This window comes from Streptomyces sp. NPDC058464 (genome assembly GCF_042721035.1).
Classification (GTDB): Bacteria; Actinomycetota; Actinomycetes; order Streptomycetales; family Streptomycetaceae; genus Streptomyces.
Map to the genome: position 1 here is coordinate 34,912 of NZ_JBHXMA010000035.1, position 12,763 is coordinate 47,674.

Consider the following 12,763-nt stretch of genomic DNA (forward strand, 5'->3'; position numbering starts at 1 on the left):
GGAACGCGCAGTGGAGGGGCCGCCGGTTCGGAGGGGGACCGACGGCCCCTCCGCCGCGCCCGGCTCAGGTCCGTGTTCGGGCGGCGGCTACTGTGACGGCGATGAGCGACGAAGCCCCCGTGATACTGCGCCCCGCCCGCGAGGACGACCTCCCCCTGCTGGAGCGGTTTCTCTTCGACCCCGAGGCGGCGAGCCACTTCCAGTGGTTCGGCTGGCGGGACCCCGACCGCTTCCGGCGCCGCTTCGCGGAGAACGGTCTGCTCGGGTCGGACGGCGGCCAGTTGATCGTCGACACCGACGGCGGCGCCGCGTCCGGCGGCCCGTTCGGCTTCGTGTCCTGGCACAAGCAGACGACCGGCCCCACGTCGTACTGCTGGAGCGCCGGCATCGCCCTGGCGCCGGATGCCCGTGGCCGGGGCATCGGCACCCGCGCCCAGCTCCTGCTCGTCCGCTACCTGTTCGCCCACACCCCGGTGGAGCGGATCCAGGCCGACACCGATGCGGAGAACATCGCCGAGCAACGCGCCCTGGAGAAGGCCGGCTTCACCCGCGAGGGCGTGATGCGCTCCCTCGTCTTCCGGGACGGCCGCTGGCGGGACTCCGTCCTCTACGGCGTCCTGCGCGACGACCCGCTGCCCGGCTAGCCGGGCCCATGTCCCGCCCCGCCCGCGCCGTGGTCGCGGCGGGCGAGGCGGACCGGCGGGGTGCTACTGCCCGCTGACGCCGGGGCGCAGCTCGTCGCGGACGTCGTCCCCGACGACGTGGGCGAGCAGGTCGGCGTACGCGGCGATCATCCGGGTACGGCTGAACCGCTCGCGGCTCGCCGCCAGCGCCGGGGCGAAGAGCTCCCGGTCGGCCACCGCCGCCGACCAGGCGAAGGCGATCGCGTCGGGGTCGAAGGGCGTCACGAACCCGTGTCCCTCGACGATCGACGCGCTGTCGCCGACGTCCGTCGTGACCGGGACGGCGCCGCACATCATGCCCTCGATGAGGCAGAGCGGTGCCGCCTCGCCGGAGGCGGAGGTGAGGGCGACGACGTCGGAGCCGGCGTAGACGGTCTCCATGTCGTGCCGTACGCCGAGCAGGTGCAGGCGGTCGCCGAGGGCGGCCCGGTCGGCGCCGAAGGCGACCTCGATGTCGGCCCAGAGGGCAGGGTTGTCCTCGGTCATCCCGGCCCCGCACATGACGACGTGGCCGCCGCCCTCGCGGGCCAGCCAGGCCCTGGCCGCCCGCAGGAAGAGCGGCACGTTCTTCATGCCGGCGTACCGGGCGGCGAAGACGACCACGGGGGCGTCGGGGGCGGTGGCGGGGATGCCGAGGGACTCGCGGAAGGCGAGCCGCACCGCCGCGTCCGGCCGGAAGCGGAGCAGGTCGACGCCGTTGGGGATCACGTGCAGCAGCTCGCCGGGGATCCCGGCGGCCTCGTACGCGTCCCGGGTGGACTCGGCGCAGCACACGCACGCGACCACGGTGCCGTCCGCGATGGCGGCCTTGAGCTCGTCCAGCGCCTGGCCCTGGTTCTCCGGGTCGGACCGGTGCAGGCAGACGACGACGGGGCGGCGGGGCAGTCCGGCCTGGTTGAGCAGCGCGAGCGGCTGCTCCTTCAGCGACAGGATGACGTCCGCGCCGGCCATGGCCCGCGCCGTGTCGGCCAGCTCGGGCCCGCTGAAAACCGACGCCGCGACGGTGCCGTCGACGAGACCGGCGGTGCGGCCCAGCGACGTCACCTCGACGCCACCGGCCGTAAGCGCGCGGTAACAGGCGTCGTCCTCCATGCGCTGCGTGGTGGCTTCTCGGTGGACCTCACCGTGCAGACTGAGCACCCGATGCCACTGCTGTCCGCCCTCTACCAGGCCCAGCAGCACATCACTGTGCACGATCCGGGCTCCCCCGGAGAAAAAACCCTCGTAGACCGAGAGCACACGAAGTCCGAGCCGAGCGCCCACACGAACACCTGCCTTGCACCAGATCGAGCCATCCCCGGGATCCGCGGGTTAGCCGATATGAGGCGGTACGGACGTTTCATTCGGATGAACGGAGTGTCTCGTGTCGAAGTCGGCTGCGTTTACACGGCGAGCGCCGGAGCCCCGGTCGGCAACATCATTCCACTTCCCCCGCGGACACCTTTCTGACCTGCGCTTTCACAAGATCATCCGCATCGCCCGCGCCCTCCGGACGAGGGCGGCCGACGGCAAAAAAACGGCAAGCGGGCCACCCGGACGCACGACGATGTCACCTGCCGCGGTCGGCGGCGAGCTGTGCGTTGAGGCGTGCGGCGCGGCGGGTCAGGTGGTCGCGTTCGGCGAGGTTCGGGGCCTTGCCGGCCGCCTCGGCGTACAGGCGTGCCGCGGTCGTCCGGTCGCCGTCGCGTTCGTGCAGGTGGGCGGCGACCGCGGTGTACCGGGGCAGGGCGGCGTCCAGCTCGGCGAGTGCGGCGAGACCGGCGCGGGGGCCGTCCGCCTCGCCGACGGCGACCGCGCGGTTGAGCCGGACGACCGGGCTGTCGGTGAGGCCCGCGAGTTCGTCGTACCACTCGACGATCTGCACCCAGTCGGTCTCCTCGGCGGTGGGCGCGTCCGCGTGCAGGGCGGCGATGGCGGCCTGGGCCTGGAACTCGCCGAGGCGGTCGCGGGCGAGGGCCGCCTGGAGGATCCCGACGCCCTCGGCGATCAGGCGGGTGTCCCATCGGCTCCGGTCCTGCTCGGCGAGGGGCACCAGGCTGCCGTCGGGTGCGGTCCGGGCCGCGCGCCGGGCGTGGTGCAGCAGCATCAGGGCGAGCAGCCCGGCCGCCTCGGGGTGGTCGATCGCGGCCGCGAGCTGCCGGGTGAGCCGGATGGCCTCGGCGGTGAGGTCGACGTCACCGGAGTAGCCCTCGTTGAAGACCAGGTAGAGGACGCGCAGCACGGTCGCGACGTCCCCGGGCCGGTCGAGACGGACGCCGGAGACCGTGCGCTTGGCACGGCTGATCCGCTGGGCCATGGTCGCCTCGGGCACCAGGTAGGCCCGGGCGATCTGGCGGGTGGTGAGGCCGCCGACGGCGCGCAGGGTGAGCGCGACGGCGGCGGAGGGGGTGAGGGAGGGGTGGGCGCAGAGGAAGTAGAGCCGGAGGGTGTCGTCGGCCGCGGGGACCGGGCCGGGCGGCGGCTCCTCGTCCACCCGCTCCTCGCGCCGGCGGCGGGCGGTGTCCGCGCGGGTCGCGTCGAGGAACCGCCGCCAGGCCACGGTGACCAGCCAGCCCTTCGGGTCCCGCGGCGGGTCGGCGGGCCAGACGCGGACCGCCTCGACCAGAGCCTCCTGCACGGCGTCCTCGGCCGCCGCGAAGTCGGCTCCGCGGCGGACGAGGACGGTGAGCACGCTCGGGGTGAGGCTCCTGAGCAGGACCTCGTCCATCAGTGGCACGAGTCCTCGGCGTTGGGCGGCGCGGCCAGGAACGGGCGCACCTCCAGCCACTCGTGGATCGGCCGCCCGCCCGCCCCGGGAGCGGCCGACAGTTCACCGGCCAGCTCCACGGCGCGCTCCTGGCTGTCGACGTCGATCACCATCCAGCCGGCGATGAGGTCCTTGGTCTCGGCGAACGGGCCGTCGGTGACCGGCGGGCGCCCCTCGCCGTCGTACCGGACCCACATCCCCTCGGGGGCGAGGGCCTGGCCGTCGACGAACTCACCGGACTTCTCCAGCCGGGCCGCGAAGTCCTGCATGTACCGCACGTGGGCCGAGATCTCCTCCGGCGTCCACCGGTCCATGGGCACGTCGTTGGCCGGGGCCGGGGCGCCGCGGTAGTGCTTCAGCAGCAGGTACTTGGCCATCGTGGTTCTCCTCGGTGCCGGTACGGCCCATTGTGGCCGCCTTCACCCCGGGGACGGAGCCGGCCACGGGTTCTCGACATCGCCGGCCGGGATTTTTTCAGACCCTTCCGTCGCTCAGCCGCCGCAAAACTCCGCCACGACCACCGCGTCCTTGTCGCCGGTCCAGTCGGCGTTGAAGTTGAGGGCCAGGGCGTGGCGGCCGTCGGGGGTGGTGGCCGCGACGGAGGAGGAGCCGTGGATGCCGCCGTCGTGGCCCCAGACGTGGACGCCGCAGGGGAGGGTGGCGTCGATCAGGCCGAGGCCGTACGCGCTGTTGGGATCGCCCGGGACGGGGGTGGTGGTCTTCATCTCCTTCAGCTGGTGCGCAGGGAGCAGCCTGCCGCTCAGGAGGGCCCCGTAGAAGCGGGTCAGGTCGGCGGAGGTGGAGATCATCTCGCCGGCGGAGGAGGCCATGGAGGGGTTGAGGGCGGTGACGTCGTAGGTGGGGCCCGTCGTGGTCTCGGCGAGTTTCGAGTAGGCGCGGCTGCTCGGGCGCGGCAGGGTGGTGCGGGTGCCGGGGAGGGAGGTGCCGGTCAGGTGGAGGGGCCTGATCACCCGGTCGGTGATCTCCTGGGCGTACGAGTGGCCGGTCACCGCCTTGATCACCATGCCGGCGAGCACGTAGTTGGTGTTCGAGTAGGCCCAGCTGGTGCCCGGGGCGAAGGCGGGCTCGTGTTTCATCGCGATCGCCACCAGCCCGGCGGGCGTCAGCGTGTCGTAGCGGTGCGCGAAGAAGCCGTCCTTCAGGAAGTACGTGCGGCCGAAGTCCTCGTCCGCGGTGTAGTTGAAGAGGCCGCTGGTGTGGTTGAGGAGCTGCCGGACGGTGATGCGGCGGCCGTCGTTGCCGTGGCCGGCGACCACGCCCGGCAGCCACCTGTCCACGGTGTCGTCGAGGGACAGCCGGCCCTCCGCCTCCAGCTGGAGCAGGACCGTGGCCACAAAGGTCTTCGTGATGCTGCCGACCCGGTAACGGTCGGCCGCGGACCGCGGGGCGCCGGTGCGGGTGTCGCCCACGCCGGCCGTCGCCGACCAGGTGGAGCGGCCGTCCCGGGCGGTGGCCGTCGCCCCGGGGACACCGCCCTCGATCGCGGCCTCGATCGCCTTGCGGGTGGCCCGGTGGCCGGCCTCGGCCGCCGTCGGCGCCGGCCCGGCCGGGGCCGGCCCGGCCGGGGCCGCCGGCGCCGGTCCCGCGAGCGCTGCCGACAGGGCCAGGGCGGTGGCGGCCACCAGCGTCGTACGTACGGACATGTCTCTCCCCCAGTGGAGTCGTCGTACTCGGTCGGGGGGAGGGACACCGTCCTGATCGGCGAGGTTGCCCGGCTTGGGCCGGTTGACCGATTTTCAGCCCTTCTTGAGGACCAGTTCCGTGTTCCGGTCCGTCGGGTTGCCGCCCAGGACCTTGCTGGAACCGGGGGCGTTGAAGGCCAGTTCGCGGTAGAGGGCGGCGAGGCCGGTCTGGGAGAGGTCGGAGAAGTCCGTGCGGTGCGGGGCGGCCGACTCGATCAGGGTGGTGAAGAGGGAGATCGTGCCGTCCTTGTTGTTCGCCAGCTCGACGACCCGGGCGAGCTGGGGGTAGTCGACGTGCGAGGCGGTGGTGATCTCCCAGAAGGTGTTGCCGTTCGAGGCCTTGTGCGGGGTGATGAGGTTGCGGTGGATGTGACCGTTCACCCAGGCCAGCACGTTGGCGTGGCGGTTGAGCAGGGTGACCAGCTCGGCGCCCGTGTGGCGGCCGTCGCTCGGGTGGGCCGGGTCGGGGCGGGTGTTGGTCATCGTCTGGCTGGTGTGGTGGCTGAAGACGACCGCGTAGGAGTCCTTGTTCTCCTTCAGGGTCTGCTCCAGCCAGGCCAGTTGGGCCGTTCCGATCGATCCGTCGTAGTGGCCGCCCGCGTCCGTCGTGTCGAGGCTGATGCCGATGACGTCGTCGGAGATACGGAAGGCGTAGTACTGGGTGCCCGCGGCCACGTTGGCGCTGGAGTAGCCGTGGCCGACCGGGCCGAAGCCCTGGTAGGCCGGGTCCAGGTGGGCCTTGAGGTAGTCCGCGGAGGTGTACGGGGCCCGCTTCTCGTCGGCGGTGACCGAGCGCATCGACCGGGCGTGCGCCTTCAGGAAGTCGCGGTAGCCGCTGCCCTTGGGGTCCTTGGCGGCGCGGATGGAGTCCTGGAGCTTCTTGGCCTCGGCGTCGGTCACCGTCATCAGCTTCTTGCCGCCGATCGCGGCCGCGGCGAGCCAGGGGTCGGCGTGCGAGCCGAAGCAGCCGAGCGGCAGGGCGTCGTGGTTGCCGACCGTGGAGTACCAGGGCAGGTTCAGGCCGGGGCTCTTCACCTCGCGGATCGCGGCGGCCAGATAGCCGGCGAGGTGCGGGAAGCCGAGCGCCTTGTCGCCGTCGCGGACGGTGGAGGCGGCCTGCCAGTACAGCTTGAGGCCGCTGTTCTGGACGCCCTCGTAGTGCTTGGGGTCACCGGTGTTGGGGGTGATCCGGCCGCCGCTCATCACCTTCATGAACCACTCCAGTTCGGAGTGGGCGTTGTTGTCGGTGTTGTCGCCGGTCGTCATCACGAAGTGCAGCGGCGAGCCGGTGACCGGGGCGCCGCGCAGCGCGTTGACCCGCTCGACGAGCGAGATGGCGCCGGGCACGGTGAGCGCCTCGTGCGGGCGCCAGGCGTGCGGGTCGTGGGCGCGCAGGAACTCCAGGCGCAGCGGGTGCTGGACGTCCATCAGGTGCAGGTCGGTGAACTGCACGAACGCGGCGAGCGCGGTACGGCGGCCCGCGCGGCCGGACTTGGCGGCGGCCAGGTCGGAGCGCACCACGCGCGACCAGCCGGCGCCGTCGCCGAGCCGCCGGAAGCCGGAGCTGTTCCGGGGCGCGGCGACGGAGGCGAGGGTGGTGCCCTTGGTGTAGGGGGCGAGGGGGGCCGCGGCGGCCTGGCGGCCCTCGGCGACCGGCTGCTGCTCCTCGGCCACGGCGGGGGCGGCGGGAGTGGCGGGGGCGGCCTCGCTGCCGGTGGGGCGCAGGGCCAGTCCGACGCCTGCGGAGAGCGAGACGGCTCCGGCGGCGGCGAGCACGGTACGGCGGTTGATCTCCAGTGCCTCGCGGCCCTTGAGGGCCGCGGAGGTGGCGACAGAGCGTATGCGCGACATGGCGCGATCTCCCCGAGTACGAACGCGTCGGCAGTGGTCACGGGCGATCGCTTCCGCGAACTTCCCGCTCACTTTGGATCGTTGGCACCGGGGATGACCTGCGCGTGAACGCGGCGGCAACGCGCAGCGCCGATCACCGTACGTGGATCAGGCGAGGTGGGGACCGGCCATGGAGCGGATTGCGGGCGTCCGGGGGCCGGTCACTCCGCGTTCATCTGCCGGGGTAGGGGAGGGTCTCCGGCCCTTACGACTGCTCTTCCGCAAACCGCCCGGCCGCCGGCTTCTGCCGCCACAGCCGCAGGGCGACGTCGACCAGCCGGATGTGCCTCAGGTCCGGCACGGCGTCCAGGTCGTGCCAGGCGGCCATGTCGGTGGAGCCGTCGACCTCGTTGCGCAGTTCGCCGCCGACGACCTCGCCGGTGTAGATGATCCGCACGCCGTGGTGGTCGGTCGTGCGGGACAGCAGGGTCCCGCGGGCGAAGCGCTGCCGGAAGGAGTCGATGCCGAGCAGCCCGGTCACCTCGATGCGGTAGCCGGTCTCCTCCATGAGCTCGCGGCGGACCGTGTCGTACGGGTCCTCGCCGTGCTCCATGCCGCCGCCCGGCAGGACCCACTCGGGTGTGCCGTCGTCGGCCGGTGACCGGGCGAGCAGGACCTGACCGTCACGGACACACACGGCGTAGGCCGCCACCCTGAGCTTCTCTCGCACGTCGGAACGGTAGGGCCCCGGGCGGGCGGCGGCCAACGGATTTCCTCCCACAGCAAGGACACAGATAGGGGGTTTTCCCCATACGTTCATATCGATTCGGTCAACGTTCCCAAAAGACCGTTCCCTTGGGTAAAGCTGTGCGCCTACGCGCCGGACATGACCATGTCCAGCCGCTCCACGCTCGTTCCTTTACCTACAAGGGATGCAGATGACCCTCACCCCCCAGCACGACCCGATACCGGGCCACAGACGCCTGGGCCGGTTGGCCCTCGCCGTCGGTGTCGTGGCCGCGCTCTCCGCCGCCGGGCCGCTGCCCCTGGCCGCCGCGGCCCCGGCCACCGCCGCCACCGCCGCCGACCCCGGCGTCAAGTCCGCCCACGACAAGCTCGGTTCGGACGACGCGGCCCTGCTCGCCGAGGCCAAGTCCGACGGCACCAAGAACGTCACGATGATGATCGCGACCGCGCCGGGGCAGACCGAGCAGGTCGCCGAGGAGCTGGACGCGGTCAAGGGCGGCCTGGTGGGCCGTACGTACGACAAGCTCGGTTACGTCCGGGCCACCGTCCCCACCGGGCGGGCGGACTCGGCGATCGCGGCCGCCGCGAAGCTGTCCTCGGTGCACGCGATCGACCTGCGCCAGGAGATCCAGCTCGACGACCCGACGGCGAGCGGGAGCAGTTCCAACGCCAAGACGGCCAAGACCACTTACTCGGCGCCGAACAAGAACACCCCCGCCGCGAACCCCTACAACCCCGCCTTCGAGACGGGCGCCGTCGACTTCGTCAAGGAGCACCCGAAGGCGGACGGCCGGGGCATCACCATCGGCATCCTGGACTCCGGCGTGGACCTCGGCCACCCGGCGCTGCAGAAGACCACCACCGGCGAGCGGAAGATCGTCGACTGGGTGACCTCGACCGACCCGGTCAACGACGGCGACGGCACCTGGCGGCGGATGACCGTCGCGGCCGCCGGCCCGGCGTTCTCCATCACCACGGCGAGCCAGGGCACCGAGACGTTCAAGGCGCCCGCGGGTTCGTACAAGTTCAACTACATGTACGAGTCGGCCACCGCCGGTGGCGACATGAAGGGCGACCTGAACCGCGACGGCGACACGACCGACGCCTGGGGTGTGCTGTACGACCCGGCCTCCGGCACCGTGCGCGTCGACAGCAACGACAACCTGGACTTCACCGACGACGTGCCGATGAAGCCGTACAAGGACGGCTACCAGATCGGCTACTTCGGCACGGACGACCCGGCCACGGACGTCGTCGAGCGCATCCCGTTCGTGGTCGAGATCCGCAAGGACGTCGTCTACAACGCGTCCGGCGCGAAGGCCGACTACGTCAACATCGGCGTCATCGAGTCCGAGCACGGCACCCACGTCGCCGGCATCACCGCCGCCAACGGCCTGTTCGGCGGCAAGATGAACGGCGCGGCCCCGGGAGCGAAGATCGTCTCCTCCCGGGCCTGCACCTGGACCGGCGGCTGCACCAACGTCGCCCTCACCGAGGGCATGATCGACCTGGTCACCAACCGGGGCGTCGACATCGTCAACATGTCGATCGGCGGCCTCCCGGCGCTGAACGACGGCAACAACGCCCGCGCCGAGCTGTACACGCGGCTCATCGACACCTACGGCGTGCAGCTCGTGATCTCGGCCGGGAACTCCGGCCCGGGTGCGAACACCATCGGCGACCCCGGCCTGGCCGACAAGGTGATCTCGGTCGGCGCGGCCATCTCCAGGGAGACCTGGGCGGCCAACTACGGCTCCCAGGTGACCACCAAGTACCAGCTGCTCCCCTTCTCCTCGCGCGGCCCGCGCGAGGACGGCGGCTTCACGCCGACCCTGGTCGCCCCGGGCGCCGCGATCAACACCACCCAGACCTGGCTGCCGGGCGCCCCGGTCGCCGAGGCGGGCTACTCGCTGCCGGCCGGCTACTCCATGCTCCAGGGCACCTCGATGGCCTCCCCGCAGGCGGCGGGCGCGAGCGCGCTGCTGCTGAGCGCGGCCAAGGAGAAGGGCATCGCCCTCTCCCCCGCCGACCTGCGCACCGCGCTGACGTCGACCGCCCACCACATCAAGGGCGTCCAGGCGTACGAGGAGGGCGCGGGCCGGATCGACATCGTCGACGCGTGGGAGTCCATCCGCGACCACGCCACCGCGCACGACGCTGTGCCTTCTGACTACACCGTCAAGGCGCCCGTCGACACCGCGATCGACTCCGCCCTGAAGACCCCGGGCTACGGCACCGGGCTCTACGACCGCGAGGGCGGCCTCAAGGTCCGGCAGAAGAAGACGTACGACGTCACCATCACCCGCACCTCCGGCGCGGACAAGGCGATCCGGCACGAGCTGCGCTTCGAGAACAACGCCGGGCACACCTTCAAGATCCTCGGGTCCGACGAGGTGACGCTGCCGCTGAACCAGCCGGTGACGGTCAAGGTGCAGGCGAAGCCGAGGAGTTCGGGCATCAAGTCCGCGATCCTGGAGGTCGACGACCCGCGTACCGAGGGCGTCGACAAGCAGATCCTGACGACCGTCGTGGTGTCGTCCCCCGTCGACTACACCTACTCGGCGTCGAGTTCGGTGCAGCGCAACAGCTCCACGTCGTACTTCGTGACCGTGCCGGAGGGTGCCAGGACCCTCGAGGTCGCGATGAGCGGGCTCGCCGACAAGAGCCAGACGCGGTTCATCGCCATCCACCCGTACGGCGTCCCGGTCGAGAACACCGGCACCCCGTACTGCTACAACAACTACCTGGACGGCAACGGCTGCAAGCCCGACGTGCGTTCGTACGCCGACCCGCAGGCCGGGGTCTGGGAGATCGAGGTCGAGTCGCGCCGCACCTCGCCGCTGCTCGACAACCCCTACCGGCTGGACGTCACTGTGCTCGGCGCGGCCTTCGACCCGGAGACGGTGACCGTCCCGGAGGCCAAGGTCGGCACCCCGGTCACCGCCTCCTGGAAGGTGACCAACGAGTTCGCCGCCCTCGACGGCAAGCTGACCGGCGGCCCGCTCGGCTCCTCGAAGACCACCCGCCCGGCCATCAAGGAGGGCGAGACCCAGACGACGACGGTGACCGTGCCGGCGGGCGCGACCTCGCTGGACGTGGCGATCGGCAACGTGTCGGACGCCTCGGCCGACCTGGACCTGACCGTGTACGACGCGTCCGGCACGCAGGTCGCGCAGTCCGCCGACGGCGACTCGGAGGAGGCCGTCTCCATCGCCTCGCCGGCCGCCGGGACCTACACGATCGAGGTCGTGGGCTACTCGGTCCCGGCCGGCTCCACCGACTACGACTACCGGGACGTGTTCTTCTCCCCCGCGCTCGGTTCCGTCACCGTCGACGGGGCCACGCCGGTCAAGCTCGGCACGGGTGCCTCGGCCACGGTGACCGGCCAGGTCACGGCGGCCGCGGCGGCCCCCGAGGGACGTGAGTTCTTCGGGCAGGTCCAGCTGGTCAACGCGCACGGCACGGCCGCCGGCACCGGCAGCGTGAAGATCGAGAAGGTCACGCCGTAGGCGACTGCGGTGCTGGGGGGGCGGGCGTCCTGCGGGGCGCCCGCCCCTTCGCTTTCCCTTCCGGCAGGTTCACTTCCCGCAGGTTCCCTTCCCGCAGGTTCACTTCCGGCAGGTCAGGGTGCGCGACTCGGGCAGGTCCCGGACGATCCAGGACCGCTCCCGGGCGATCTCCGACTCCCCGACCGCGTACCGGTCGGGCACCTGCTGCCCGGCCGTGATGCCGACCAGCAGGCGGGCGCCCGTGCGGACCCGGGCGTCCGTGCCGTCCTCGAAGAGGAACTCCACCTCCTCGGCGGTCTTCGCCGGTTTGTAGGCGTGGGTGACGTGCAGGGTGACGCGCTCCGTGCCGGAGTCCGCGACCTGCCGCACCCCGGTGACCGTGCCCTCGACGACGAGCCGGGCGCAGGCGAGGTAGCCGGGGCCGGCGGCCTGCTCCTTGCCGCCCTGGCCGGCCGTGCCCGACGCGCTGCTGTCGGCCTTGTCGGAACTGGCACCGCTCGACATGGCGCTCGAACCGCCGTTGGCCGCGAGCCAGCCGATGCCGAACACGGCCCCGGCGAACGCGGCCGCGAGGGCACCGGCGAACCCGAGGGCCCGGACGCCGGGGTGCTGCCAGGGGCGGCGGCGCCGGGCCGGCCGGGGGTGAGGCCGGGGCGTGGCGGCCGGTGGCTCGGCAAGGGTGTCGCCGATGATCCCGAGCTGTTCGCGCAGCAGCGCCAGGTCGGCGGTGGCGGCGCGGTGCTCGGCCATGAAGGCGGGGTCGGCGCGCCGCTCGTCGGAGAGCGGCTCGTCCATGAGGACGGCGAACAGGGCGTCGGTCTCCTCCTCGCCCCGGCCGTCGTACCGCTCGCGGGCGTCGCGGGCGTCGTGGTCGTCGTGTTCGGCGGTCATGCTCACACCACCTCGTCCTCGTGCAGGCGGGCGCGCAGGGCCCGTACCGCCGTGTGCAGGCGGCTCTTGACCGTGCCCTCGGGGATGCCCAGTTCCTCGGCTATCCCGCGGACCGGCAGGTCGGCGTAGAAACGCAGGACGAGGATCTGGCGCTGGGAGTCCGGAAGTTCGTCCAGACCGCGGGCGACGGCGACGGAGAGCAGCCGGGTGTCCTCGCCCACGGCGTGGTCGGGCTGGCGGAGGGAGGCGAGCCGTTCGCCGAGCCGTTCCTGGCGGCGCTTGGCGCGGTGCCAGTCCATGGCGAGGTGGGAGGCGACGACCGCCGCCCACGCCGACACGTCCCGCGGCGCCTCCTGGCCGCCGGCCGCCCGCTCCAGCAACCGCAGGCGTACCTGCTGTACCCCGTCCAGCAGGTCCGCCTGCGGTACGCCGCCCAGCGCGAGCACCGCACGCACCCGGCGCTCCTGGTCCGCGTCCAGAGGGTCACCGTGCTGGTCCCCCTGGGCGCGGCGGGCCTTTCTGCGCAGCACAACCCACCCCCTCACCGCGTTTCTCCTACGACGCCGCAGCCCCCGGAAACGTTCGGCCGGATTCCCGGAAATCTTCTCCGAGGCGTACGTCACACCGGCGCGCGGCGCAGCACAGCTTGCGGCA

Annotated in this window: 10 protein-coding genes; 2 read left to right on the top strand and 8 right to left on the bottom strand. The window is 72.2% G+C overall.

Annotated elements, in window-relative coordinates:
• The first annotated feature begins 101 nt into the window (after window positions 1-101).
• A complete protein-coding gene (locus tag ACFWPQ_RS36940) occupies window positions 102-644 on the top strand; it encodes a GNAT family N-acetyltransferase (RefSeq protein ID WP_384044839.1) in 543 nt (180 codons plus the stop codon).
• Window positions 645-707: 63 nt separating this feature from the next.
• Here the strand turns inward: ACFWPQ_RS36940 and ACFWPQ_RS36945 are convergent, their stop codons facing one another.
• The 6 genes from ACFWPQ_RS36945 to ACFWPQ_RS36970 all read right to left on the bottom strand — a co-directional run bounded on the left by ACFWPQ_RS36945 (window position 708) and on the right by ACFWPQ_RS36970 (window position 7,692).
• Window positions 708-1,922: a glycosyltransferase gene (locus ACFWPQ_RS36945; protein WP_384045031.1), complete on the bottom strand. Its 1,215-nt coding sequence runs from the start codon at window positions 1,920-1,922 to the stop codon at window positions 708-710.
• A gap of 310 nt (window positions 1,923-2,232) precedes the next feature.
• The gene (locus ACFWPQ_RS36950) at window positions 2,233-3,390 is read right to left on the bottom strand and encodes an RNA polymerase sigma factor (RefSeq protein ID WP_384044842.1); all 1,158 of its coding nucleotides are present in this window, start codon (window positions 3,388-3,390) and stop codon (window positions 2,233-2,235) included.
• On the bottom strand, window positions 3,390-3,806 hold the full coding sequence (locus tag ACFWPQ_RS36955; protein ID WP_384044845.1) for a YciI family protein: 417 nt from the start codon (window positions 3,804-3,806) through the stop codon (window positions 3,390-3,392). The genes ACFWPQ_RS36950 and ACFWPQ_RS36955 overlap by 1 nt, the downstream gene beginning before the upstream one ends.
• 114 nt (window positions 3,807-3,920) lie before the next feature.
• On the bottom strand, window positions 3,921-5,093 hold the full coding sequence (locus ACFWPQ_RS36960) for a serine hydrolase domain-containing protein (protein WP_384044848.1): 1,173 nt from the start codon (window positions 5,091-5,093) through the stop codon (window positions 3,921-3,923).
• A gap of 93 nt (window positions 5,094-5,186) precedes the next feature.
• Window positions 5,187-6,983, bottom strand: a complete 1,797-nt coding sequence (locus ACFWPQ_RS36965; RefSeq protein WP_384044851.1) for a TIGR03767 family metallophosphoesterase — start codon at window positions 6,981-6,983, stop codon at window positions 5,187-5,189.
• Between the two features lie 244 nt (window positions 6,984-7,227).
• Window positions 7,228-7,692, bottom strand: coding sequence for an NUDIX hydrolase (locus ACFWPQ_RS36970; protein WP_384044854.1), 465 nt, complete (start codon window positions 7,690-7,692; stop codon window positions 7,228-7,230).
• Window positions 7,693-7,900: 208 nt separating this feature from the next.
• Here ACFWPQ_RS36970 and ACFWPQ_RS36975 point away from each other — a divergent pair, with 208 nt between their 5' ends.
• Window positions 7,901-11,218, top strand: a complete 3,318-nt coding sequence (locus tag ACFWPQ_RS36975; protein ID WP_384044857.1) for a S8 family serine peptidase — start codon at window positions 7,901-7,903, stop codon at window positions 11,216-11,218.
• A 99-nt stretch (window positions 11,219-11,317) separates the two neighbouring features.
• Here ACFWPQ_RS36975 and ACFWPQ_RS36980 read toward each other — a convergent pair whose 3' ends face one another.
• Both ACFWPQ_RS36980 and ACFWPQ_RS36985 read right to left on the bottom strand, forming a co-directional pair.
• A complete protein-coding gene (locus ACFWPQ_RS36980; RefSeq protein ID WP_384044860.1) occupies window positions 11,318-12,109 on the bottom strand; it encodes a hypothetical protein in 792 nt (263 codons plus the stop codon).
• A 2-nt stretch (window positions 12,110-12,111) separates the two neighbouring features.
• Window positions 12,112-12,639 (bottom strand): sigma-70 family RNA polymerase sigma factor, encoded by a 528-nt coding sequence (locus ACFWPQ_RS36985; RefSeq protein WP_384045034.1) that lies wholly within the window; start codon window positions 12,637-12,639, stop codon window positions 12,112-12,114.
• Between the last annotated feature and the right edge of the window lie 124 nt (window positions 12,640-12,763).